The sequence below is a fragment of the Oceanobacter sp. 4_MG-2023 genome (assembly GCF_030689165.1).
Lineage (GTDB): Bacteria > Pseudomonadota > Gammaproteobacteria > Pseudomonadales > Oceanobacteraceae > Oceanobacter.
In genome coordinates this window covers 93,484-117,208 of the sequence record NZ_JAUYVV010000006.1, presented here as the reverse complement: position 1 = coordinate 117,208, position 23,725 = coordinate 93,484, and the positions used below count along the sequence as shown (strand labels likewise).

The window sequence follows — 23,725 nt, the reverse complement described above, 5'->3', positions numbered from 1 at the left end:
ATTGCCGAATCTGTTAACCTGCCCTCCCATCTCAAGTGAAGGTTCTGCACCTTCCGTTTTGATTTATCACCTCTATTTCGCGGACCTTCTATGACACGATTTATCTTTGTCACAGGTGGTGTTGTTTCTTCGTTGGGGAAAGGCATCGCTTCTGCATCTTTGGCTGCCATTCTGGAAGCCCGTGGCCTTAAGGTCACTATGCTCAAGCTGGACCCTTATATCAACGTCGATCCTGGCACTATGAGCCCTTTCCAACACGGAGAGGTGTTTGTAACCGAGGACGGTGCTGAGACCGACCTCGACCTTGGCCATTACGAACGTTTTATTCGCACGACGATGTCGCGCCGGAACAATTTTACCACTGGCCGTATTTATACCGATGTATTGGCGAAGGAACGCCGTGGCGATTACCTGGGCGGAACCGTGCAGGTGATCCCGCACATTACCGATGAAATCAAGCGCCGGGTTCTGGAAGGCGCTGAAGGTGCGGATATTGCGCTGGTTGAAATCGGTGGCACGGTGGGCGATATCGAATCGCAGCCGTTCCTGGAAGCGGTACGGCAGATGAAGGTTGAAATGGGCTCGCGCCGGGCGCTGTCCATTCATCTGACGCTGGTGCCTTATATCGCCACTGCCGGTGAAACCAAGACCAAGCCGACCCAACACTCGGTAAAGGAAATGCGCACCATTGGCTTGCAGCCGGATGTGCTGATTTGCCGTTCCGATCACAAGATCGAAGCCTCTGCTCTGCGCAAGATTGCGCTGTTTACCAACGTTGAAGAGCGGGCGGTGATTCCTTTGGAAGACGCCGACACCATCTACAAGATTCCACGACACCTGCACGAAGCCGGGCTGGATGATCTGATCGTTGAGAAATTCGACCTGTCATGTAAAGACGCTGATTTGTCCGAGTGGGATGCGGTGGCCGATGCCAAGCTGAACCCGGAAAAAGAAGTCACCATTGCCATGGTCGGTAAGTACATGGATCTGCTGGATGCCTACAAATCGCTGATTGAGGCGATTGATCATGCCGGTATCCATCATCGCGCCAAAGTCCATATCCGTTATATCGATGCCGAAGATGTGGAACGTAAAGGGGTGGAAATCCTGTCGGATGTCGATGCTATTCTGGTGCCTGGCGGTTTTGGTAATCGCGGTGTCGAAGGCAAGATCCGTACGGTTCAGTATGCTCGTGAGAACAAGGTACCGTATCTGGGTATCTGTCTGGGCATGCAGGTGGCGGTAATTGAATTTGCTCGTCATGTTGTGGGTTGGGAAGACGCCCACTCATCAGAATTCAGCACCGAGACGACGCATCCGGTGGTGGGTTTGATCACTGAATGGACGACCGCTGAAGGTACAACCGAAGTGCGTAGCGAAGCCTCCGATCTGGGTGGCACGATGCGGCTGGGCGGGCAGGAATGTGTTCTGCTGCCTGAGTCCACTACTTCGGCGGCCTACGGTCAGGATGTAGTGCTGGAACGTCACCGTCACCGTTATGAGGTGAACTCATCCCTGGTGCCGGAACTGGAAGCCGCGGGTTTGCGGATTTCCGGCCGCTCGGTTGATGGTGAGCTGGTAGAAGTAATCGAAGTGGCTGATCATCCCTGGTTTGTGGGTTGTCAGTTCCACCCGGAATTTACGTCCACTCCCCGTGATGGCCATGGCCTGTTTTCGGCCTTTATCAATGCAGCATTGATCCACAAAGAAAAAATATAACGACCGGCAATCCTGCCCGGCACATATGAGCCGGGTCAGGGCATCCAATTTGCCATTTACTCATGGAGAAACCTTATGGCTAAGATCGTAGACATCAAGGCACGCGAAGTGCTGGATTCCCGCGGTAACCCGACTATTGAAGCGGATGTTACCCTCGAAGGCGGTTTTTTTGGTACCGCTTGTGCTCCTTCTGGCGCATCAACAGGAACTCGTGAAGCACTTGAACTGCGTGATGGTGATAAAAGCCGTTACCTGGGCAAAGGCGTACTGACGGCCGTTGCTAACGTCAATGACATTATCAAGCCCGCTCTGATTGGCATGGACGCAACCGGGCAACGTGCCCTGGATGAAAAAATGCTCGAGCTGGACGGTACCGATAACAAAGCCAAATTGGGTGCTAACGCCATTCTGGCCGTGTCTCTGGCAGCTGCCAAAGCGGCGGCTGTGTCCAAGGGTGTTGAACTGTACGAACACATTGCTGATCTGAACGGTACCGCTGGCCAGTACTCCATGCCAGTACCCATGATGAACATCATCAATGGTGGTGAGCACGCCGACAACAACGTCGATATTCAGGAATTCATGGTTCAGCCTGTTGGCGCTGCAAGCTTTGCTGAAGCGTTACGTGCCGGTGCTGAAATCTTCCACAGCCTGAAAAAAGTGCTGGGCAACAAAGGCCTGAGCACTTCTGTTGGTGACGAAGGTGGTTTTGCTCCGGATCTGGCCTCCAACGCCGATGCCTTGGCCGCCATTCAGGAAGCGGTTGCCGGAGCCGGTTACGAACTGGGTAAAGACATCACTCTGGCACTCGACTGTGCTTCTTCTGAGTTCTACAAAGATGGCAAGTACGATCTGAAAGGCGAAGGTAAAGTCTTCACTGCAGAGGCGTTCTCGGATTACCTGTACGACCTGTGCGAACAGTATCCGATTGTCTCTATTGAAGACGGCCAGGATGAGTCCGACTGGGATGGCTGGAAATACCAGACTGAAAAACTTGGTGCCAAGGTGCAACTGGTTGGCGACGACCTGTTTGTTACCAATACCAAGATCCTGCAAGAAGGTATTGACAAGCACATTGCCAACTCCATCCTGATCAAGTTCAACCAGATCGGTTCTCTGACCGAAACACTGGAAGCCATTAAAATGGCCAAGGACGCCGGTTACACTGCAGTGATCTCGCATCGCTCTGGTGAAACGGAAGATACCACCATTGCCGATCTGGCCGTGGGTACCTGTGCTGGCCAGATCAAGACCGGTTCGCTGTGTCGCTCTGACCGTGTATCCAAGTACAACCGCCTGTTGCGAATCGAAGAGCAGCTGGGTGCCAAGGCCCCTTATAATGGCCTGAAAGAGATCAAGGGTCAGTAATCGACACCTGATCAAATAACAAAGCCGGGCGATTGCCCGGTTTTTGTTCGCCTGACTTCCGGAAATACCATGAGCACTACGACCCAGCGAGTCATGTTATTCACCGGTACCCTGTTGGTACTGGTGCTCCAGTACCGCATTTGGTGGGATGACAGTGGTATATTGGCCAGCCGGACGCTGGCGCATCTGATTGACCGTATCGCCGAAGATATCGATGTACTGGAAGGCCGTAACGATCAGTTAACACTGGAAGTCGACGATTTACGCCATGGCAGTGCCATTCTCGAAGAAAAGGCCCGTGAAGATCTTGGTCTGGTACAAGATGGCGAAACCCTGATCCTGTTTGTTGAGCCACAACCATGACGATCTGGCCATTAGTTGTTGCCGCAGGGGTTGGCCGCCGTATGCAGGCCGATCGCCCGAAACAATATTTACGTCTGAATCAGCGCCTGCTGATGGACTATACCCTTGATACCTTGCTGACCTATCCGGGCATAACACGCCTGGTGCTGGTGCTGTCTGAATACGATCCTTACTGGTCTGATAGTGAATTTGCTGATGATGCGCGGATTCTGCGTGCCTGTGGTGGAGCGGAGCGGTGTGACTCGGTATTAAACGGCTTGCGCGCCTTGCAGACACTGGCAGCAGAAGATGACTGGGTGATGGTGCATGACGTGGCCCGTCCATGCCTGCAGCACAGTGATCTGGACGCCTTACTGGAAGCGTTATGTTTTCCCGGTGCCATTCTGGCCAGCCCGACCCGCGATACCATGAAGCGTGGCCGGATCAACGCTCAGGGGCAGGCTGATATTGTCGCCACGGTGGAGCGGGAACAGCTCTGGCATGCGCTGACACCACAGGTGTTTCCGCTGGGGTTATTGATCCAGGCACTGGAGTACTGCCGGGCTGAAGGTCTGGCGGTGACCGATGAAGCCTCTGCCGTTGAACACTTGGGGTATGCGCCCAGGCTGGTCGAAGGCCGGGCAGATAACATCAAGGTCACTCGTCCTGCCGATCTGGCATTGGTGGCTTTTTATTTACAGCAGACCTCAGAGTCTGACCAGGCAATCAATAAACGAGGTGCGTTGTGAGAATTGGCCACGGTTTTGATGTTCATGCGTTTGAGGACGGTGACTGTATTACCCTGGGAGGCGTTACGATTCCTTATCATCAGGGCCTCAAGGCGCACTCGGATGGGGATGTAGCCTTACATGCGTTAGCCGATGCACTGCTGGGCGCTGCTGCCCTGGGGGATATTGGCCAGCACTTTCCGGATACCGATGCACAGTGGGCCGGTGCCGACAGCCGTTTGCTGTTGCAACACGTGGTGAGTCTGTTGGCTGACCGAGGTTATGGGATTGGCAATGTGGATATTACGATTATTGCCCAGGCCCCGAAAATGGCGCCTCATATTGCCCGGATGCGTCAATTGATTGCCGCAGACCTGAATGTGCGGCTGGATGATGTCAACGTCAAAGCCACAACCACCGAGAAGCTGGGGTATGTGGGCCGCAAGGAAGGCATTGCGGTGCATGCTGTGGCACTGATTCTTGCGCTGCCCGGATAATCTCCGGCTATGGCTGTTGGCAAGTATATAATCGACCGTCTGTTTTAACTTCTTTGGTTTGGCCCCGGTGGCTACCAGAACTGATAACTGAGTAACTGATTCTTTGACTGATTCCATCGATAGCACTGCTGCTGCTCCAGCCGCAGAACCTGACGTCACCACGGCGAACCATCACTGGCCCATTGGTTGGCCTGCATCCTTACCGGACACCGCTGCCCACGGCATACTCAAGCAGGTGCCGGAGGACTTTATTGTTGATGAGCTGCCGCTGGCCTTGCCTCAGGGAGAAGGTGAACATATCTGGCTGTGGGTCGAAAAGCGTGGAGCCAATACCGCATGGGTGGCGTCGGAGCTGGCGCGTTACGCAGGTGTGCGCGATATGGATGTCGGTTTTGCCGGCCTCAAGGACCGTTATGCGATCACCCGCCAGTGGTTCAGTGTGTATTTTCCCAAGGGAGAGACGCCGGACTTTCTGGCCCTGCAGCACGATGAATTCCGTGTGATGCAGCAGCAACGCCACTCGAAAAAAATACGCCGGGGTGATTTGCTGGGCAACCGTTTTGAATTATTGCTCCGTGAGGTCGAAGGCTCCCAGGCAGCGATTGACGCCAACCTGACTGCTATTCGTGACCGGGGCTACCCCAACTATTTTGGTGCCCAGCGTTTTGGTCATGGCGGTGCGAATGTGCCTCAGGGGGTGGCCATGTTGCGCCGTGAAATCCGGGTACGGAATGCCAATAAAAAAGGCCTTTATCTATCGGCTGTTCGATCCTGGATGTTTAATCAGGTGGTGGCAGCACGAATCGTTGCCGGTGACTGGACAACGCCCATGTTGGGCGAACCCCTGACTCCAGCCGGTGAGACGACCGCACCGATGTGGGGGCGGGGCCGTTCGCTGGCCACGGAGGAGGCGCTGGCGTTTGAAGCAAAAGTCCTGGCCCCTTATAGCGACGTACTGGATGCTCTGGAACACAGCGGCTTGAGCCAGGAGCGGCGAGCGCTGGTGGTGAAACCGGAGCGCATGAGTTGGCAATGGCAGCAATGTGATGACGAGACATTGCAATTGCGAGTCTGTTTTTCGCTGGGAGCCGGGTATTATGCGACGTCACTATTACAAGAAGTACTGACAGTCCGTGAGCCGGACCGCATGGCGGCGGCTGTTATCGACACCACAGCAGCAGGAGAAATCCCATGAGCCGGTTGATGCTTTCCAATGACGATGGTGCCCATGCACCGGGGTTGCGGACTCTGGCGGAATATCTGCAACAGGCCGGCCATGAGTTATCGGTGATTGCCCCGGATCGTGATCGCAGCGGTGCCAGTAATTCCCTGACACTGGATGGCCCGTTACACCCGGTATTACTTGAAAACGGCTTTTATTGCGTCAACGGTACACCGACGGATTGTGTGCATCTGGGCACCAACGCCCTGTTTCGCGATCAGTGTGAACGGGTGGTTTCAGGCATCAATGCCGGGGCCAACCTGGGTGATGACGTATTGTATTCCGGCACCGTGGCAGCGGCGATGGAAGGTCGTTTTCTGGATAAGACACCGATTGCGATTTCCCTGGTGGGCAAACAGCATTTTGATACTGCTGCCCGTGTTCTGGTGGCATTGTTCCCCCAACTGGAACAGCTGCAGCTGCCTCCGCACTCGGTGATCAATATCAATGTGCCGGATCGACCATACGCTGAACTGAAAGGTCATCGGATAACCCGGTTGGGTCATCGCTACCGTTCGGATAACCCGGTGTTGGCGACCAATCCGCGGGGTAAAGAGTGTTACTGGATTTCTGCTGCTGGTGCTGTCGCGGATGCCGGGCCGGAAACCGATTTTTTTGCAATAGAAGCGGGGTATGTTTCGATTACCCCGATTCAAATGGACATGACTCGGCATGCGGTGCTGGAGCATATGCAATCAGTGCTTGGTTAATGGAGATAGGTGGTTGGATACGCAACAACTGAGTGGAATAGGAATGACATCCCAGCGCACCCGGAATCGGCTGGTGCAGCGCTTACGGGAAGCGGGTGTAAGTAATGAGCAGGTGCTCAGCGTGATAGCGTCAACGCCACGGCATGTATTTATCGATGAAGCCCTGGCACATCGGGCCTATGAAGACACTGCCTTGCCTATTGGTTATGGTCAGACCATCAGTCAGCCCTATACCGTGGCCCGGATGACGGAAATCCTGCTGGGTAATCAGCAACGTCTTGGGCGGGTACTGGAAGTTGGAACCGGCTGTGGTTATCAGGCGGCGGTCTTGTCACCGCTGGTGGATCGTCTCTTCAGTGTTGAGCGCATAGAACCACTGTTTTCTCGTGCCAGAAACCGTCTTTCTGAACTGGAATACCGTAATATCCATTGCTCATTATCGGATGGAAGTTGGGGACTGCCAGAAAAAGGCCCGTTTGACGGTATTATCGTTGCCGCGGCCCCGGAACAGGTGCCCAGTGCGCTACAGGAACAACTGGTCGATGGCGGCCGGATGGTGATTCCAGTAGGGGGTGAGCAGCAAAAACTGACTCTGATTACCCGTGATGGTGACACCTTTGTCACTGAGATTCTGGAAGATGTGTTGTTTGTCCCTTTTCTGTCCGGGATTCAGCGTTAGTTTTCCCTTTGTTAACAAGGATTTTACATGCACCACTTCTGGCTGTTTCTGAAAGGTATCGCGATGGGATCGGCCGATGTGGTTCCTGGCGTCTCTGGCGGTACGATCGCATTTGTCACCGGTATTTATGATCAGTTGCTGGGTTCTATCCGCAAGGTCGATGCCGAGGCGGTGAGGTTGTTGTTCAAGCAAGGCCCGAAAGCCGCCTGGCAGCATATCAATGGCACCTTTCTGGTTATTCTGGGAGCCGGGGTGCTGACTGCACTTCTGAGCCTGGCCAAAGGCATTCATTATTTGCTGGTGCATTACCCGGTCTGGCTGTGGGCTTTCTTTTTTGGTTTGATTATCGCGTCGGTGGTGCATGTTGGCCGTGAGCTTCGTCAATGGAATGCGCCCACTCTGTTATTACTGGCGGCAGGAGCCGTGGTGGCAGGCTGGATCAGCATGGCCGCTCCAACCTCGATTGAAGCCACACCGCTGGTGGTTTTTCTGGCGGGGAGTATCGCTATCTGTGCCATGATTTTGCCGGGTATATCCGGCAGCTTTATTTTATTGTTGATGGGGTTGTACGAACCGATTCTGGGGGCATTAAAAAGTTTTGATCTGGGCATTATGGCTCTGTTTGGTGCTGGAGCCGTGATCGGACTGTTGAGTTTTTCCCGCTTTCTCAGCTGGTTGCTGGCCGGTTGGCGAGAGGCAACCTTTGCGATTTTGACGGGGTTTATGATCGGCTCGCTGGTCAAGGTCTGGCCCTGGAAAGAAACGCTGACCACCCGCCTGAACAGCAAGGGAGAGACAGTGCCGGTGTATCAGCAGAATATTCTGCCAGATATCGGTACCGATTTACTGCTGGCGCTGTTGTTGATGGTGGCCGGGCTGGCGACGGTGCTGTTGCTTGAATGGGTCGCCAAACGTCAAGGTGATGCCGACTGACTCATCTTTGCTGATGGCCGGAACCGGCCGTCAGGGGTTAAGGGTCTATTATTACATTGTGTCGTTAGACTGGTTCAACGTGCGCCTGCTAATGAAAATCTGTCACTCCAAGGTGTCAAGAACCAACCAATCAGGAAACACCATGAAACGCCTGACTGTGATTATTGTCGCCGTGATTATTGGCACACTGGCTGGCTGCTCTTCAGGCAGCGGCTTTATTTCCACCGAAGAAAAATTCGGCGGCTCTGAAGGCTCGATCTATCAGCCGACCGAGAGCGTCAATAATTCGTCAGGCTATCATGTCGTTAGAAAAGGCGACACGCTCTACTCCATTGCTTGGCGTTACGGTCTGGATTATCAAGGTCTGGCCAGAGCCAATGGTATTTCCAGTCCCTATACGATATTTCCGGGTCAGAAAATTGACGTTCGAGCGAAGTCATCGACCGTTGCCGTGAGTAATCCACCGTCTGCTTCTACCAGCGTCAGTAAACCGGCACCTGCAGCACCAGCCCCCGTTATTTCTGCACCGACGGCTCCGGCAGCGGCCGTTTCAACCACTGTTACGTCGACACCTGTTGTTTCAACACCCTCAACACCGGTGGTCTCCGGCCCTGTTGCTACCACTCCTGTTGCCACTGCTCCGGTACCGATTGTCGTCACACCGGTAACCACCGAACCGGTTAGCAGCGCTGCGTGGCGCTGGCCTGTGCCTGGCAAGATACTGGCTCAATTTTCGACCTCAAAACCCGTCAATAAAGGGATTGATCTGGCAGGAGTGCAGGGAGAATCGGTGTCTGCCGCCGCTGGAGGCACCGTGGTGTATGCCGGTCAGGGACTGCGTGGGTACGGCAACCTGGTGATTATCAAGCACGATGAAACCTATCTCAGCGCCTATGCCCACGCCAGCCGCATACTGGTTAAGGAAAAAGATCAGGTCAAGGCCGGGGAGGTGATTGCTGAGGTTGGCTCTACCGGCACAGACAGCGTGAAACTGCATTTTGAAGTCCGTAAAAACGGTAAGCCGGTGGATCCCTTGCTGTACTTGCCAGCGCGCTAACCGCACCAATTATTCTGTGAACAGTTGTTCTGGCATGGATCATGTTTAACTCTTTGTACAATAAAAGAATTAAACAGGCGGGAAGGATTATGGCGGTACAACAGCAGCGTGACGAACGAGAAGGTTCGGACAGTCACCAGGACGGAAAACGAATTACCGACGACAGCACTTACAAGTCAATGGATGCAACCCAGTTGTATCTGAATGAAATTGGCTTCTCTCCGCTGTTATCTGCAGAAGAAGAAGTGCATTACGCTCGCCTGGCGATCAAGGGTGACGAGATGGGACGCCGTCGCATGATTGAAAGCAATTTGCGTCTGGTGGTAAAAATCTCTCGCCGTTATCTCAACCGGGGACTGGCTTTGCTGGATCTGATTGAAGAAGGCAATCTGGGGCTGATCCGGGCGGTCGAAAAGTTCGATCCTGAGCGTGGTTTCCGTTTTTCAACCTACGCTACCTGGTGGATTCGTCAGACCATTGAGCGTGCCATCATGAACCAGACGCGGACGATTCGCTTGCCAATTCATGTGGTGAAAGAGCTGAATGTGTATTTGCGCGCCGCCCGTGAACTGACCCAAAAGCTGGATCATGAGCCAAGCGCTGAAGAGATCGCCTTGCTGATGGACAAGCCGGTAGCCGATGTAAAACGGATGCTGAAGCTGAATGAGCGAGTTACTTCGGTGGATACGCCATTGGCTGGTTCACCCGACAAGTCCTTGCTGGATACCATTGCCGATGAGCGTAGTGCTGATCCTGGTGAAGAGCTGCAGAAAAACGATATCCAGAACAATCTGGAACACTGGATTGATGAGCTGCCAGAAAAACAACGGGAAGTGTTATCCCGTCGTTTCGGGCTGCGAGGTCATGATATCAGCACGCTGGAAAAGGTCGGTCATGAGATCGATCTGACCCGTGAACGAGTACGCCAGATTCAGGTTGAAGGGTTAAAACGCCTGCGCGATATCATGGAAGGTCAGGGATTGAATGCCGAGACCCTGTTCGGCGAAGCCTGACACGCTGCCCCTGACACTCGTTCGTCGTACCGCCTGCGGTGAGCGAATGACAGGGGCAGTTCAAGCCATTCAGCCTGGCAATGGCCAGACTGAATGCAGTGGCCGCTGGACATACGGCCGAATAATCCGCTGGATTCTTGCGCCCTAGCGCTCCAGCATGGCAATTTTGTTTTCTTTACCATCCCACTCTTCGGCATCTTTCAGCGGCTCTTTGCGCTCGGCGATGTTCGGCCATATTTCTGCCAGCTCGGCATTCAATTCAATAAACTGTTCCTGACCTGTCGGGATTTCGTCTTCGGAATAAATCGCTTCTGCGGGGCATTCTGGTTCGCATAATGCGCAATCAATACATTCATCCGGGTGAATCACCAGAAAGTTAGGGCCTTCGTAAAAGCAATCGACCGGGCAGACTTCAACACAGTCGGTGTATTTGCATTTGATGCAGTTGTCGGTGACAACAAAAGGCATGGAATATCTCCTCATGGTGCGCCAGAGACAGTGAGTTGGCGCAGGCTAATCGGTTGGATACCTGAGTTCTTTGCTCAGGCTTGGAATAAGCGTTCATTCTAGGTATCCGTCTGTCAGGTCGCAAGCCAAACAAGGGGTTGGTGTGGTTGTTGGCTTGCGCGGTGGTGGCAACACTCTGTTTTTCAACCTGTCTGTCAGCTCAGACCAGCCGCTTGAGTTCATACAGTAACTCCAGGGCGGCACGGGGCGTCAGGTTGTCTGGGTCCAGTTCTGCCAGGCGGGTTTCGGCTGCGGAAGGGACACTGGCGAACATATCCGATTGGAGAGGTGGCTCGGCAATACCGGGTGTCACCGATGCCGGGCTGCTGGTTGGGGGCAAGCTGCCTTGTTCCAGTTTCTGCAATTGCTGCCGTGCATTGTTGATCACTACAGCGGGCACGCCGGCCAGTTGTGCGACCTGCAAGCCGTAACTTTGACTGGCCGGGCCGTCTTCTACCGAATGGAGGAAGATAATCCGGTCTTCGTGTTCTGTTGCCTTGAGGTGTACGTTCGCCACCTGGGGGTGAGACTCCGGCAGTGCCGTCATTTCAAAATAGTGGGTAGCAAACAGAGTATAGGCGGCGGTTTTTTCGGCCAGATAGGCAGCACTGGCCCAGGCCAGCGAGAGGCCATCAAAGGTGCTGGTGCCGCGTCCGACTTCATCCATCAATACCAGGCTGTTGGCGGTGGCGTTGTGGAGAATATTGGCGGTTTCGGTCATCTCTACCATAAAGGTCGAGCGGCCACCGGCAACATCATCGGCCGAACCCATGCGGGTAAAAATACGGTCAACCGTGGTCAGGGTACAGTGTTCGGCGGGGACATAGCTGCCGATATGGGCGAGCAAGACAATCAAGGCCACCTGACGCATATAGGTCGATTTACCGCCCATATTGGGGCCAGTGATAATCTGCATCTTGCGGCGGTTATCCAGGTGGGTGTTGTTGGCCACAAACGGATCGTCGAGCAGGGCTTCGACCACCGGATGGCGACCCTGGCGAATATCAATCACCGCGTCACTGGTCAAGGTCGGGCAGGTCAGCTGCAGGGTGTCGGCCCGTTCACTGAGGTTGACCAGCACATCCAGCTGCGACAGTGCCGCGGCACAGGTTTGTAACCCCGGCAGTGCTAGACCCAGGTCGATGACCAGCTGATCATAGAGGTGTTTTTCCCGACTCAGGGAACGACTTTTGGCGCTTAATGCCTTGTCTTCGAAGGTTTTTAATTCCGGGGTAATAAAGCGCTCGGCGTTTTTGAGTGTCTGGCGGCGAATATATTCAGTTGGTGCATCAGCGGATTGGGCTTTGCTGATCTCGATGTAATAGCCGTGCACCCGGTTGTAACCGACTTTCAAGGTGCTGATGCCGGTGCGTTCCCGTTCGCGGGTTTCCAGTTGCAGCAGAAAATCACCGGCGTTTTCACTCAGGCCGCGTAACTCATCCAGCTCGTCATCATAACCCGGAGCAATCACTCCGCCGTCTCGAATAACGACCGGCGGGTTGTCGATAATGGCGGCTTGCAGGCGTTCAACCCATTGTGGGAACTCCTGAATCTCGCTCCACAGTTGTTGGGCCAGCAGGCTGTCGACAGGCTCAAGCAAACTGCGAACGGCTGGCAAGACGGTCAGGGCATCGCGCAGGCGAGCGAGATCGCGAGGGCGGGCCGACCCCAGAGCAACGCGGGACAGAATCCGTTCAATATCACCAATCTGGCGTAACAAGGGTTGCTGGTCTTGCCAGCTGCCGGTCTCTAACAACTGTTTGATGAGTGTCTGGCGCTGCTCCAGTAGCGTGAGGTTGCGGATTGGCCGGTTGAGCCAGCGTTTCAGCAAGCGACTGCCCATGGCGGTGGCGGTTTTATCCATTACCCAGACCAGGGTATGGCTGTTGCCGCCTTGCTGGTTGATGTCTATTTCAAGGTTTCGGCGACTGGCCGGATCAATCACAATGGCATCGTCACACAGTTCAACCTGCAATGAGCGGACGTGGGGCAGGTCATTACGCTGGGTTTCCCGGGCGTAATTCAGCAGCGCACCGGCGGCACGTACCGCCAGGGTCATGTCTTCACAGCCAAAGCCCCGTAAATCCCTGGTTTTTAATTGCTGGGTTAACAAGCGGAAGGCGCTGTCGGCATCAAAATGCCAGGGCGACTGGCTCCGTGCGCCAGCGCGTGCTGGCAGTTCAGCGGGTAGCTGCTGGTCTTCGGCATAGAGCAGTTCGGCCGGGCGCAGGCGTTCGATTTCGGCCAGTAGCTCAGCCTCGGTGGTGACTTCCAGTACCGAAAAACGTCCGCTGGAGATTTCCAGTACCGAGAGACCATAGGTTGTGTGCTGGGCGCAGACGGCGACGATCAGGTTGTCACTGCGCTCATCGAGATAGGCTTCGTCGGTGAGGGTGCCAGGAGTGATTACCCGCACAACTTTGCGTTCGACCGGGCCCTTGCTGGCGGCCGGATCGCCAATCTGTTCAGCAATGGCAATCGAGACACCTTGTTTGACCAGTCGGGCGATGTAGTTATCGGCGGCATGGTAAGGCACACCGGCCATCGGTATCGGCTTGCCGCCGCTCTGGCCACGGGCGGTGAGGGTGATATCCAGCAGTTGCGCTGCTTTTTTTGCGTCATCAAAAAACAGTTCGTAGAAGTCTCCCATGCGATAAAACAGCATGGTGTCCGGGAACTCGGATTTGATTCGCAAGTATTGCGTCATCATCGGGGTTTGAGCGGGTTTTGAGTCTTTTTTTGCTGTGGCTTGCATACGCACCGAGGACAATAAGGGGTTTAGAGGCTGTGCCAGCGATAGCTGGAAATCGAGCCGCTAAGATTACCAAACCAGCCCCCACTAGAACACCTGCCAGTGTTCAGGCCATACCACCAGGGTGGCCGGCTGTTGTTGAATGAAGACCGGCGGCTTGCTGGATCGTGCCAGCGGCATCCGGGGGCATGAGCAGCTAGCAATGGGGCCGAGAGGGAATTCGGGTTGTTTGACGTGGTGGATTCTGGCAAGGATGCAACGTTTTTATCGTTGGCTCATTGGTTAGCCATCGTATTTGTTCACCTTGCCTCTCATGTTCTTGATCTGGCCGCGGCGGGTTTTCTGGTCGACCCGTTTACGCTGTGATGAACGCGTCGGGCGAGTAGCAACCCGGGGTGGCAAGACCACCGTGGCTTTGCGGATCAGCTCTGCCAGACGATCCAGTGCATCCTGGCGGTTTTTTTCCTGGGTGCGGTGTTGTTGGGCCTTGATCACTATGATGCCGTCCTTGCTGATCCGGCTGTCCGAGATGTTGGCAAGGCGTTCCTTGATATAACCAGGCAGGGACGATGCACCGATATCAAAGCGCAAATGGATGGCACTGGATACCTTGTTGACGTTCTGGCCACCGGCACCCTGGGCACGGATGGCTTGCAGGTCAATCTGATACAGTGGAATGGAGAGGCGGCTGGAAATTTCCAGTTCGGTTTCGGAATCAGTCATGGCGTTCTGTTGGTTGAGAATGGGTCAGCCCGTGGTGATGGCAGAGTTGCTGTTCGCATTGGTCATGGTCGCTTTCTCATGCAGGCGACGATGGAGGAACGGGTAAATCCGCGAGGCCAAAGGCAATCGCCCAAAAATGACAGAATACGCCGGCCAGTACAAATAAATGCCAGATTTCATGGAACCCCAGATGATCTGGCCACGGGTTGGGCCACTTGAAAGCGTAAATCATTGCACCAACGGTGTAGAAGCCGCCGCCAGCGGCCAGCCATAACAGGGCGTCAACCGGGATACGTTCCATGGCGGGTTGCGCTGCGACAACCACCAGCCAGCCCATGGCAACATACACCAGAGTTGATAGCCAGCGTGGTGCGGTAATCCAGACCAGTTTCAGTACCACGCCAAATCCCGCCAGCGTCCATACGATTGCAAACAACCACCAGCCCATCGGGCCATGGAGTGGAATCAGGCAAAACGGGGTGTAGGTTCCGGCGATCAGTAAAAAAATCGCGATATGATCCAGCCGCTTGAGCCGGGTGATTGTTTGCCCGGAGCCTTGTACCAGGTGGTACAGGGCACTGCTGGCAAACATCAGCAGCATGGTGATGCCAAAAAGACTGAAAGATACAATGTGCCAGAGGTTGCCGTACTGCGCTGCCCGGCTATACAGAATATAAAGTGCTACCAGCGAAAGAAGAGCGCCGGCAAGATGGCTAAAGCCGCTGACTGGCTCACGAAAAAGGGCTTGGGGGCTGGCAGATGAGTGCGCGAGTATCCGGGTCATGGAGCATTCCTTGACGTGCAGGGCTGATAGCACCGGCATTGTCATGATCAAAGCAGAGAGTATATCGATGGCAGAGTTACAGTATGACGCCAATGTTGCGGCCGGTGCCAGTGCTGCCGACACGCGCTGGTTTCTGTATTTTATCCGTACTCGCCACGATACCTTGTATTGTGGCGTCAGTACGCATGTGATCCGGCGTTTCCGTGAGCACAGTGCCGGAGGCGTGCGGGCGGCGCGGGCGTTACGGGGCAAGGCCCCCTTGCAGCTGGATTTCAGTTGGGAACTGCCAAACAAGTCTGTCGCCTTGAAAGTCGAGTATCGGGCCAAGCAATTGAGCCGTACGCAAAAGGAACGGTTGATTGCTGGCGATGCAGCGATGCAGCGGCGTTTGTTGGCAGGTTTATAGAAACGAGACGAACGGGAGCAGAATGTTTGTTACCGTCACATTGTGTAATTGTTACATGGATGTCATAACTTCGCTTTAGACTCCGGCGTCCTGTCAGTAGAATGGCATGCAATTTGTAGCGATACGGACACAATAATCATCATGTTTTCAGCTATTTGGGCAGCTCGCTGGTATCTGCTGCTTGGTTTGTTTGCCTTCTTGATCTTTCTGGTCGTCAATGCGCCATTACATTTTGTCTGGCGCATGTTGGAACCCGAGCTAAAGAATTTGCCGGTTGATGTCAGGTCTGTGTCTGGAACGATCTGGCACGGGCAAGTACAGGCTGAGCAACGGGATTTGGGTTTGTTGGATGCCGAGTGGCGTTTATCGCCTGCTTCGCTTCTGGTGGCGGCACCCGAAGTGGATTTGACACTGACATCACCTTTCGTGCGATTGCAGGGTCTGGCTCGTCTGGGGGCTGATCAAGCGCTGCATATCCGTGGCCTGGATGGTTTTCTGGATACCGAGCTGTTACGGCCGCTGCTGAGACCGTCCCGGGTGGAATTGTCTGGCAATATCGAAGCCAGCGACCTGTCGGCGGTGATTCATCTGGATACCCGGGTAATCAGCGCTCTGGATGGTCGCCTGGTGTTTGGTGGCGGTAGCGCAGTATTTCCGGTACAACGCAAGCGTATCTCTGCCGACGTGCCGATGCTGGTCGGACAACTGGGCATGACACAGGAACAGGCGGTGCTGGATGTGACAACCGTTGAAGGCCAGCCGCTGGTACAAGGGTTTGTGCAACCCGATGGCTGGGCAGGGGTGGCAGTACGACGCCGGATGATTGATGTATTGGGGCAAACCTGGCCGGACAAAGCCGAAGTAGACACCGTGATTTTTGAAGTGTCGCGAAAGATTCTATAACCTTGGCGCCGATTCGGAGCAGTCGATTTGGAAAAGAATGTGGTAGAGCCGCTGTTATGGCAAAAGTGGACATTACTGACAGGCAAGCTGGTGCTGACGGTTTTATTGAGCTGGCAGAGTGCACAGTTGGCCTGGATGGTTATCGCCCCGACGCCGTTAGTGTTGAAAGCGCCGGCTCAGGCAAGTACTGACAGTGACGATGGGCAGGTGCGCGGAACGGCGGCTTACCATCTGTTTGGCGAGGCAACGGCAGTTGCCCCCCGAGTCGTACAAAAAGCGGTGGAAGCACCGGATACCCGCTTGAAGTTAACCTTGATGGGGATCAATCAGTCCTCTCGGGAAGAGTTATCCAGTGCGATTATCTCGGCTGCCGGTCGTTCCGGCGAATTTTATCGTATGGGTGATACGGTACAGGGCCGCACCCGCCTGGCCGGGGTGTACCCCGACAAGGTCATTCTGGACACCGCTGGCAAGCTCGAAACGCTCAAATTTGAAGAGCACACCAGTCGGGGGTCCGATGTGCGGGCGGTGCCGGAGGCCAAATCAAGGTCCGGCGCCAGCTCGTTGAAAGAACGCTTCAGCAAGGTCCGTAATGCCACCGAACTGGTCGACCTGGCAACGTCCGAGCTGGAGGATGATCCGCTGGAAGCACTGGGTCGTATGGGGCTGGCAGCACAAGGGAGCGGTCAGGGGTATCGGGTACAACCCGGCTCGCCCCTGATGCAGTTCAAACTCCGACCCGGAGATTTGCTGTTGTCCATTAATGGCCAGTCACTGGGCGATCCGGCCAGTGACCAGAGCCTGTTGGCTGACTTGCAGAATACTGAAAGTGTGCGTATCGAAGTACAACGCGGCAATGATCGTTTTACCGTTAACCACAGGCTGAATTAAAGATATGGGTGTGTTTAAACATTGGGTAGTGGCTGTCCTGGTCTCGCTGAGCTTTACGGTCAGTGCCCAGGAAAGCTGGCAGATCAATCTGAAAGAAGCCGATATCGGTGCTTTTATCAGCCAGGTGGCGGACATTTCCGGCAAAAGCTTTGTGGTTGACCCGCGTGTCAAAGGCAAGGTCAACGTCCTGACCAGTGAAGCACTGGATTCTACCGGGGTGTATGAACTGTTTCTTTCCGTGCTGCAGGTACACGGTTATGCCGCGGTTCCGGCAGGAGACGTGGTGCTGATTGTGCAGCAAAACGAGGTCAAGCAGGTTGGCCGTGACCTGAATACGCAATCAACCAACGACAGCCAGGAAATGCTCACCAAGGTGATCATGATCAAGAATACCCCGGCTCTGGATCTGGTGCCTATCTTGCGTCCGCTGGTGGCCAAATACGGCCATCTCGCCGGGGTAAAGTCTGCCAATGCGCTGATTATTTCCGACCATGCCATGAATATTCGTCGTATCGAGCAGATCATCGACCGGCTTGATAAATCCGGCAACGATGAGCTGGAAGTGGTGCAGCTGAAAGAAGCCTGGGTGGGGAATGTTGTTACCATGTTGCAAAGCCTGGACCCATCCAAGGTGGTGCAAGGTAACGGAGAAAGCGATAACACCGCAGGCACCATCCGTGTTGTGGCCGATGAGCGCAGTAACCGGTTGATTATCAAAGGCGAAAAAACCGCCCGTGACCGTATTCGGGTATTAATTGAACAGCTCGACCAGCCGTCGTATTTCAGTGGTACGGCCCAGGTGATTCGCCTGCAATATGCAGATGCCACCAAGTTGGCTGATTTGTTGAAAAACCTGATGAGCGAAGCCACCAGTAGCGATAAAGACACCGAACAGGTGAAAGGTACGGTGGGTATCCATGCGGATGAAGAGCTGAACGCGCTGGTCGTACGTGCAGAGCCATCATTGATGAAAGAAATCCAGGAGCTGGTGGCATCGCTGGATGTGCGCCGTGCCCAGGTGCTGATTGAGTCTGCAATCGTGGAAGTCACTGGTGACGTCAGTGATGCAATGGGGGTGCAATGGATATCCGGCGATTTGGATAACCCGGTCGCGATGACCAACTTCAGCAATGCCGGGCCGTCGCTCAGTACCATTGCCACCAGCATTGCGTCGGAGACCTACACCAGCGCCGTCAGCAGTGGTCTGACCCTGGGGGCTTACAGCGAGGACAATGGCTTGCTGGACTTTGGCCTGATTCTGCAGGCGCTGCAAAGCGACAGCAATACCAATCTGCTGTCGACGCCGAGCATCATGACCATGGACAATCAGGAAGCGGAAATCATTGTTGGCCAGAACGTGCCCTTTATTACCGGCTCGACATCATCCAGCAGTAATTCCAACCCTTTTACCACTATCACCCGCGAAGATATTGGTGTGACGCTGAAGGTAAAACCACATATTCATGATGGCACTGCCATTCGTCTGGAAGTGGAAGCCACCGCAGAGTCGGTATCAACCACGACCGTTTCGGGCAGCGCTGATTTGATTACCAACAAGCGTTCGATCAAAACCATGATTCTGACCGGTAACGAAGAAACAATCGTACTGGGGGGACTGATTCGTGATGATATCGTCGAAAGCACCAGCAAGGTGCCGCTGCTCGGGGATATTCCGGTACTGGGCTGGCTGTTCCGTTCATCCAGCAGTGAGCATGTCAAAAGTAACTTGATGGTGTTCCTGCGTCCGACCATTGTGAACAGTGCCGAGACATCCCGTGACGTGACCCGTGAGAAGTACAATGGTATCTGGGAGTTTGAGCTATCCGATCAACTGGGTAGTGATGATATTGATGCCTCGCTTGAACGTTTGTTTGATGGACGTCCTTAACGACCGTTAGCCAAACAACCATTAGTCGATAATTGTTGATAGAGCGTTCCCCGTGCCGGGGAACGGCTTGTCGTTATTCTTGTTGCTGCTGTTTGTTGTTGCCGCTGATGCTGTTTGTTGATGTCGCTTGCTGTTATGCCAAACGAGTCGTCTTGCGGTAATGGGCAGCCAGACCCAGAGGATTCAGCCCGGCCGCACGCATCAGGTCACACAAGCGAATCAACGGCAGTCCGATCAGGCTGTTGATATCGCGCCCGTGCAAGGCATCAAACAAATGGATACCCAAGCCTTCAACCTTGAAACTGCCAGCACAATCGTACGGCTGTTCAAGCATCAGATAATCCTCAATCTCTTCCGCAGACAATGGCCGGAACTGCACCTCAACATGCTCGACTGCGCTGGTGATTTCACCGGCATGCCACAAGGCCACACCGGTCGAAAAACAAATACGCTGGCCTGAACTGGCCAACAGTTGTTGCCGGGCTTGCTCATGATTCCCCGGTTTGCTGACCACTTCGCCATTGAGAGAACAGGCCTGGTCGCTGCCGATGATCCAGTGTTGCGGGTATTGTGCTGCCAGTGCCCGTGCTTTTTGTTCGGAGAGCCGCTGCACACAGGCATCAACGCTTTCATCAGGGTATGGGGTTTCGTCAATATCTGGACTGGCCCAGTCAAACGGCAGGCCCAGCTGGGCCAGCTGTTGGCGTCGGTAGGGGGATGAAGAGGCGAGTAACAGTTGCATGGAAACTCCGGCAGCGTGATAGAAAACAAACAACGCCAGGACGTCAGCGTAGTGGCTGGTCGCTGATGGTATGCCTGCGTCAGTAACGTGTTGACATAAAAAAAGGAGCCGAAGCTCCTTTTTTTATTGGCGTGGTGATCAGGCAGCGAAGTTAGCGTTCGCAAATTCCCAGTTCACCAGTGCCCAGAAACCTTTCAGGTAATCCGGGCGTACGTTGCGATAGTCGATGTAGTAGGCGTGTTCCCACAGATCAACCGTCAGCAGAGGCGTCAGGCCTTCTTCTGTGATTGGTGTAGCGGCGTTGGAAGTGTTGACGATGTCCAGAGTGCCGTCTGCTTTTTTCACCAGCCAGGTCCAGCTGGAGCCGAAGTTGTTGACAGCCATGTCGTTGAACTTGGCTTGAAACTCTTCGAAAGAACCAAAGGCAGCGTTGATTGCATCTGCAATTGCACCTGTTGGAGCACCACCGGCATTAGGTGCCAGGCTGTTCCAGTAGAAGGTGTGGTTCCAGATTTGAGCGGCGTTGTTGAATACGCCACCGGAGGAAGACTTGATGATCTCTTCCAGGGTTTTACCTTCAAATTCGGTACCACCAATCAGGCCGTTCAGTTTGGTGACGTAGGTGTTGTGGTGTTTACCGTGGTGGAACTCGAGGGTTTCTGCGGAAATGTGAGGTTCCAGAGCAGTTTTTTCGTATGGCAGAGCAGGCAGTTCGAAAGCCATGAGCGTTCTCCATTATCAGGCTGGGTGGTTGCATTCAGGGGTAGATGGGGCTTTATAAAAATAATTCAACGGCTCCATCCCGCCTTCCGAAGTCGCAGCATGATAACACCGGCGCGGGCAGAGGGGCTATGTGTTACTGATAGTGAATATCTATCGAGCATGGTTGCCATGAATGATGGTGAGTTTATGTTGTCGTACCGCCTGTCGCCGTCCTTCGTGCTGTTGCTTGGGGTCTGTTGCTCCGGCTGTGGTCGTGGCTGCTGGCGTGGTGGTGAGCTGGCCGCCCGGGCGGCAACGCGGAGGAAAAATTCCAGTCCCATCAGTATTTCAGCGCTAATGTTTGTATACTGCGGGCCATTTATTTTTTGATCTCCAATTGCGGAAATCCTTATGGACAACGTTAAAGAACCGCTTATTCCTGATATCAAACCATCGCAAGACGATATCGAAATGCGTCAGCGGCAAACCAAACCGCGCCGTACATCACCGGCCAAAGCTGACAGTAAACCCAGTGGCTCCTCCGGCTTGGCGGTGGTCGCTGTGTTGCTGGCGCTGGCTGCCCTTGGGGGTGGTGCCTACCTTTTCAAAATGCTGCAGGCACAGCAATCTGAACTGCTGGAAGCCCGACAGATTATCGAGGAGCAGTCGAGCAATCTGAAGCTGCTGAACGAGCGATTATCTGCTACTGGTGAAAACGCCAGTTTGTCGCTGGATGCGCTGAAGGTGTTGTTAAAAGAGCACGATTCCGAAATTCGCAAATTGTGGGATGTGGCCAACAAGCGCAACAAGGGCCTGATTGCCAGTAATGAAAAGGCCATTGCTGCAAGCATTGCGTCGCTGAAGGCGCTCCAGTCAAGGATAGAGACCAGCCTGACAGAACAACAAACGCTGCTGGAACAGCAGCAACTGGCGAGCAGTGCCTTGTCTGAGCGAGTCTCGGCCAACGAAGCGGGGCTGCTATCCTTGCCGGAATCCGAGCTGCGTATCGCCCAGAACAGCGAGGCCGTACAAATGGCGAGCCGGAATGTCGCCAGTCTGAAAACATCGCTGGCCAGTCGTCAGCAGGAAATCGACAGCCTGCGTAAGCAATTACGTCAGGTCGAGTTACGTATCACCACGCTACATGCGCCCGCCGCCACGAAGTGATATGTGACTAAAGGCGTTGTCTAGCGCATTTGAGCCGCTTGTTCCTTCGGGTACAATCGGCCACCGTTCGCGCCAGCATCGGTCTGGCGCATTGCACTGCTGAGCGTTTTGTCGCAAGACGGAGCCAGGGCACCCGTGAGAGAGCACAGAGAGAGAACCCACCATGACAGTGATCAAGCAAGAAGACCTGATCCAAAGCGTCGCTGATGCGTTGCAGTACATTTCCTACTACCACCCAAAAGACTTTATCGATGCGGTTCACGCCGCGTACGAGCGTGAAGAGTCCAAGGCCGCCAAAGACGCCATGGCCCAGATTCTGATCAACTCTCGTATGTGTGCCATGGGCAAGCGCCCGATCTGTCAGGACACTGGTATCGTCACCGTTTTCCTGACCATTGGTATGGACGTCAGATTTGAAAGCGACATGTCGGTAGAAGACATGTGTAACGAAGGTGTACGCCGTGCTTACCTGAACCCGGACAACGTCCTGCGCGCTTCCGTGCTGGCGGACCCGGACGGCAAGCGGACCAACACCAAAGACAATACGCCTGCCGTGATTCACATGAAGCTGGTACCCGGTAATACCGTTGACGTGCACGTGGCAGCCAAAGGCGGTGGTTCTGAGGCCAAGTCCAAGTTTGCCATGCTGAACCCGTCTGACGATGTGGTGGAGTGGGTACTGAAGCAAATCCCGACCATGGGCGCTGGCTGGTGTCCGCCAGGCATGTTGGGAATTGGTATTGGTGGCACAGCAGAAAAAGCCATGGAAATCGCCAAGGAATCGCTGCTGGAGCCGGTCAATATCCAGGAGCTGCAAGCGCGTGGTGCCAGCAATCGTGCCGAAGAACTACGTCTGGAATTGTACGAAAAGGTCAACAAGCTGGGGATTGGTGCCCAGGGGCTGGGTGGTCTGACCACGGTTCTGGATGTGAAAGTGGCGGATTATCCGACACACGCAGCCAACAAGCCGGTTGCCATTATTCCCAACTGCGCAGCAACGCGTCACACGCATTTTGAGCTGGATGGCTCTGGCCCGGCAGTACTGCCGGTACCGAAGCTGGAAGACTGGCCAGAAATCAGCTGGGAAGTGGGTGACAGCGTACGTCGTGTGGATCTGAACACAGTGACACCAGAAGACGTAAAAGACTGGAAAACCGGCGAAACCGTACTCTTGTCCGGCAAGATGCTGACTGGCCGTGACGCGGCCCACAAACGTATGGTGGAAATGCTGGCCCGTGGTGAAGAGCTGCCAGTGGATCTGAAAGGCCGCTTTATTTATTACGTGGGTCCGGTCGACCCGGTACGTGAAGAAGTGGTTGGCCCGGCTGGCCCGACTACCGCAACCCGTATGGACAAGTTTACCCGCACCATTCTTGAAGAAACCGGACTGCTGGGCATGATTGGTAAATCCGAGCGTGGCCCTCTGGCGATTGAGGCCATCAAGGACAACGAAGCGGTGTACCTCATGGCCGTAGGTGGTGCTGCTTATCTGGTATCCCAGGCGATTCGTGCGGCCAAGGTACTGGCATTTGATGACCTGGGTATGGAAGCCATCTATGAGTTCGACGTGGTGGATATGCCGGTGACAGTTGCCGTGGATACCAAAGGTGAATCTGTTCACATGACTGGCCCGATTGAGTGGGCAGCCCGTATTGCGGCGAAAGAAGTGGATTAATCACGTTTATGTGACCGAATAACCGGCTTTGCGTGTTCGCAACGCCGGTTTTTTTGTGTTTGACATATATTGACAAAACTGACACCCGTTGTTTATTTCTTTACTCTTCTCTGGCTTCTACAGTATCGTTGATCCGATCAAGTCCTCTCGCCACTGTGTTGCTCTGAGAGGTAAATCAGATCCGGGGGCATTTGCCTGTTCCGCGTCCACTGCCACATGAGTCCATCCACTTTCGTCAGCAGGTACCTGCTAACGACCGTCACAATAATGTCTTTTTTTTGACATGAAATCTCACTTAATTTGTCATTTTTCGAAGC

At 54.3% G+C, this 23,725-nt stretch carries 23 protein-coding genes; 17 read left to right on the top strand and 6 right to left on the bottom strand.

What is annotated here, in order from left to right; translation table 11 throughout:
* Positions 1–90 precede the first annotated feature (90 nt).
* The 11 genes from Q8W24_RS06530 (at position 91) to rpoS (ending at position 10,268) form a co-directional block, all read left to right on the top strand.
* Positions 91–1,719, top strand: a complete 1,629-nt coding sequence (locus Q8W24_RS06530) for a CTP synthase (protein WP_303432211.1) — start codon at positions 91–93, stop codon at positions 1,717–1,719.
* Between the two features lie 75 nt (positions 1,720–1,794).
* Complete coding sequence (eno, locus tag Q8W24_RS06525) at positions 1,795–3,087, top strand: phosphopyruvate hydratase (protein WP_303432209.1); 1,293 nt, start codon at positions 1,795–1,797, stop codon at positions 3,085–3,087.
* Positions 3,088–3,156: 69 nt separating this feature from the next.
* Entirely contained in the window at positions 3,157–3,450 is a 294-nt protein-coding gene (locus Q8W24_RS06520; protein ID WP_303432208.1) for a septum formation initiator family protein, read from the top strand.
* The gene (gene ispD, locus Q8W24_RS06515) at positions 3,447–4,178 is read left to right on the top strand and encodes a 2-C-methyl-D-erythritol 4-phosphate cytidylyltransferase (RefSeq protein WP_303432207.1); all 732 of its coding nucleotides are present in this window, start codon (positions 3,447–3,449) and stop codon (positions 4,176–4,178) included. Before Q8W24_RS06520 ends, ispD begins: the two co-directional genes overlap by 4 nt.
* Positions 4,175–4,654: a 2-C-methyl-D-erythritol 2,4-cyclodiphosphate synthase gene (gene ispF / locus Q8W24_RS06510; RefSeq protein WP_303432206.1), complete on the top strand. Its 480-nt coding sequence runs from the start codon at positions 4,175–4,177 to the stop codon at positions 4,652–4,654. The genes ispD and ispF overlap by 4 nt, the downstream gene beginning before the upstream one ends.
* Before the next feature lie 103 nt (positions 4,655–4,757).
* On the top strand, positions 4,758–5,849 hold the full coding sequence (truD, locus tag Q8W24_RS06505) for a tRNA pseudouridine(13) synthase TruD (protein WP_305474786.1): 1,092 nt from the start codon (positions 4,758–4,760) through the stop codon (positions 5,847–5,849).
* Positions 5,846–6,586: a 5'/3'-nucleotidase SurE gene (gene surE, locus Q8W24_RS06500; RefSeq protein ID WP_303432203.1), complete on the top strand. Its 741-nt coding sequence runs from the start codon at positions 5,846–5,848 to the stop codon at positions 6,584–6,586. The genes truD and surE overlap by 4 nt, the downstream gene beginning before the upstream one ends.
* A gap of 43 nt (positions 6,587–6,629) precedes the next feature.
* Entirely contained in the window at positions 6,630–7,265 is a 636-nt protein-coding gene (locus Q8W24_RS06495) for a protein-L-isoaspartate(D-aspartate) O-methyltransferase (RefSeq protein WP_370693309.1), read from the top strand.
* Positions 7,266–7,292: 27 nt separating this feature from the next.
* Positions 7,293–8,198, top strand: a complete 906-nt coding sequence (locus Q8W24_RS06490) for a DUF368 domain-containing protein (RefSeq protein WP_305474784.1) — start codon at positions 7,293–7,295, stop codon at positions 8,196–8,198.
* Positions 8,199–8,340: 142 nt separating this feature from the next.
* Positions 8,341–9,255: a peptidoglycan DD-metalloendopeptidase family protein gene (locus Q8W24_RS06485; protein ID WP_305474782.1), complete on the top strand. Its 915-nt coding sequence runs from the start codon at positions 8,341–8,343 to the stop codon at positions 9,253–9,255.
* 89 nt (positions 9,256–9,344) lie between these two features.
* Positions 9,345–10,268, top strand: a complete 924-nt coding sequence (gene rpoS / locus Q8W24_RS06480) for an RNA polymerase sigma factor RpoS (protein WP_303432197.1) — start codon at positions 9,345–9,347, stop codon at positions 10,266–10,268.
* Between the two features lie 144 nt (positions 10,269–10,412).
* On the opposite strand, the gene fdxA is transcribed toward rpoS, so the two are convergent.
* From fdxA to Q8W24_RS06460, 4 genes are all read right to left on the bottom strand, one after another.
* Positions 10,413–10,736 (bottom strand): ferredoxin FdxA, encoded by a 324-nt coding sequence (fdxA, locus tag Q8W24_RS06475; RefSeq protein WP_303432195.1) that lies wholly within the window; start codon positions 10,734–10,736, stop codon positions 10,413–10,415.
* Between the two features lie 199 nt (positions 10,737–10,935).
* Positions 10,936–13,530 carry a DNA mismatch repair protein MutS gene (gene mutS, locus Q8W24_RS06470; protein WP_305474780.1) on the bottom strand — a complete coding sequence of 865 codons (2,595 nt, stop codon included), beginning with the start codon at positions 13,528–13,530 and terminating at the stop codon, positions 10,936–10,938.
* Between the two features lie 279 nt (positions 13,531–13,809).
* A complete protein-coding gene (gene arfB, locus Q8W24_RS06465; protein WP_303432192.1) occupies positions 13,810–14,250 on the bottom strand; it encodes an alternative ribosome rescue aminoacyl-tRNA hydrolase ArfB in 441 nt (146 codons plus the stop codon).
* 76 nt (positions 14,251–14,326) lie between these two features.
* Positions 14,327–15,034 (bottom strand): hemolysin III family protein, encoded by a 708-nt coding sequence (locus Q8W24_RS06460; RefSeq protein ID WP_303432190.1) that lies wholly within the window; start codon positions 15,032–15,034, stop codon positions 14,327–14,329.
* Positions 15,035–15,101: 67 nt separating this feature from the next.
* On the opposite strand from Q8W24_RS06460, the gene Q8W24_RS06455 reads away from it, so the two are divergent.
* The 4 genes from Q8W24_RS06455 to gspD all read left to right on the top strand — a co-directional run bounded on the left by Q8W24_RS06455 (position 15,102) and on the right by gspD (position 19,122).
* Positions 15,102–15,440, top strand: a complete 339-nt coding sequence (locus Q8W24_RS06455) for a GIY-YIG nuclease family protein (protein ID WP_305451707.1) — start codon at positions 15,102–15,104, stop codon at positions 15,438–15,440.
* 141 nt (positions 15,441–15,581) lie between these two features.
* Entirely contained in the window at positions 15,582–16,343 is a 762-nt protein-coding gene (gene gspN, locus Q8W24_RS06450; RefSeq protein WP_303432186.1) for a type II secretion system protein N, read from the top strand.
* A 27-nt stretch (positions 16,344–16,370) separates the two neighbouring features.
* The gene (locus Q8W24_RS06445; protein WP_303432185.1) at positions 16,371–17,234 is read left to right on the top strand and encodes a type II secretion system protein N; all 864 of its coding nucleotides are present in this window, start codon (positions 16,371–16,373) and stop codon (positions 17,232–17,234) included.
* Between the two features lie 4 nt (positions 17,235–17,238).
* Positions 17,239–19,122 (top strand): type II secretion system secretin GspD, encoded by a 1,884-nt coding sequence (gspD, locus tag Q8W24_RS06440; RefSeq protein WP_305474778.1) that lies wholly within the window; start codon positions 17,239–17,241, stop codon positions 19,120–19,122.
* Between the two features lie 133 nt (positions 19,123–19,255).
* Here the strand turns inward: gspD and Q8W24_RS06435 are convergent, their stop codons facing one another.
* Both Q8W24_RS06435 and sodB read right to left on the bottom strand, forming a co-directional pair.
* Complete coding sequence (locus Q8W24_RS06435; protein ID WP_305474776.1) at positions 19,256–19,864, bottom strand: nucleoside triphosphate pyrophosphatase; 609 nt, start codon at positions 19,862–19,864, stop codon at positions 19,256–19,258.
* 138 nt (positions 19,865–20,002) lie between these two features.
* Positions 20,003–20,587 (bottom strand): superoxide dismutase [Fe], encoded by a 585-nt coding sequence (gene sodB / locus Q8W24_RS06430; protein WP_303432180.1) that lies wholly within the window; start codon positions 20,585–20,587, stop codon positions 20,003–20,005.
* A gap of 390 nt (positions 20,588–20,977) precedes the next feature.
* Here sodB and Q8W24_RS06425 point away from each other — a divergent pair, with 390 nt between their 5' ends.
* Entirely contained in the window at positions 20,978–21,733 is a 756-nt protein-coding gene (locus Q8W24_RS06425) for a hypothetical protein (protein WP_305474774.1), read from the top strand.
* Positions 21,734–21,896: 163 nt separating this feature from the next.
* Positions 21,897–23,408, top strand: a complete 1,512-nt coding sequence (locus Q8W24_RS06420) for a fumarate hydratase (RefSeq protein ID WP_303432177.1) — start codon at positions 21,897–21,899, stop codon at positions 23,406–23,408.
* Positions 23,409–23,725 lie beyond the last annotated feature (317 nt).

Coding starts and splice junctions, on each gene's coding strand:
- arfB (WP_303432192.1), bottom strand. CDS start 14,250: ATGACTGATTCCGAAACCGAACTGGAAATTTCCAGCCGCCTCTCCATT.
- Q8W24_RS06460 (WP_303432190.1), bottom strand. CDS start 15,034: ATGACCCGGATACTCGCGCACTCATCTGCCAGCCCCCAAGCCCTTTTT.
- Q8W24_RS06420 (WP_303432177.1), top strand. CDS start 21,897: ATGACAGTGATCAAGCAAGAAGACCTGATCCAAAGCGTCGCTGATGCG.
- Q8W24_RS06485 (WP_305474782.1), top strand. CDS start 8,341: ATGAAACGCCTGACTGTGATTATTGTCGCCGTGATTATTGGCACACTG.
- mutS (WP_305474780.1), bottom strand. CDS start 13,530: ATGCAAGCCACAGCAAAAAAAGACTCAAAACCCGCTCAAACCCCGATG.
- Q8W24_RS06455 (WP_305451707.1), top strand. CDS start 15,102: ATGGCAGAGTTACAGTATGACGCCAATGTTGCGGCCGGTGCCAGTGCT.
- sodB (WP_303432180.1), bottom strand. CDS start 20,587: ATGGCTTTCGAACTGCCTGCTCTGCCATACGAAAAAACTGCTCTGGAA.
- Q8W24_RS06490 (WP_305474784.1), top strand. CDS start 7,293: ATGCACCACTTCTGGCTGTTTCTGAAAGGTATCGCGATGGGATCGGCC.
- Q8W24_RS06435 (WP_305474776.1), bottom strand. CDS start 19,864: ATGCAACTGTTACTCGCCTCTTCATCCCCCTACCGACGCCAACAGCTG.
- gspD (WP_305474778.1), top strand. CDS start 17,239: ATGGGTGTGTTTAAACATTGGGTAGTGGCTGTCCTGGTCTCGCTGAGC.
- rpoS (WP_303432197.1), top strand. CDS start 9,345: ATGGCGGTACAACAGCAGCGTGACGAACGAGAAGGTTCGGACAGTCAC.
- Q8W24_RS06425 (WP_305474774.1), top strand. CDS start 20,978: ATGGACAACGTTAAAGAACCGCTTATTCCTGATATCAAACCATCGCAA.
- Q8W24_RS06495 (WP_370693309.1), top strand. CDS start 6,630: ATGACATCCCAGCGCACCCGGAATCGGCTGGTGCAGCGCTTACGGGAA.
- ispD (WP_303432207.1), top strand. CDS start 3,447: ATGACGATCTGGCCATTAGTTGTTGCCGCAGGGGTTGGCCGCCGTATG.
- surE (WP_303432203.1), top strand. CDS start 5,846: ATGAGCCGGTTGATGCTTTCCAATGACGATGGTGCCCATGCACCGGGG.
- Q8W24_RS06520 (WP_303432208.1), top strand. CDS start 3,157: ATGAGCACTACGACCCAGCGAGTCATGTTATTCACCGGTACCCTGTTG.
- Q8W24_RS06530 (WP_303432211.1), top strand. CDS start 91: ATGACACGATTTATCTTTGTCACAGGTGGTGTTGTTTCTTCGTTGGGG.
- gspN (WP_303432186.1), top strand. CDS start 15,582: ATGTTTTCAGCTATTTGGGCAGCTCGCTGGTATCTGCTGCTTGGTTTG.
- fdxA (WP_303432195.1), bottom strand. CDS start 10,736: ATGCCTTTTGTTGTCACCGACAACTGCATCAAATGCAAATACACCGAC.
- eno (WP_303432209.1), top strand. CDS start 1,795: ATGGCTAAGATCGTAGACATCAAGGCACGCGAAGTGCTGGATTCCCGC.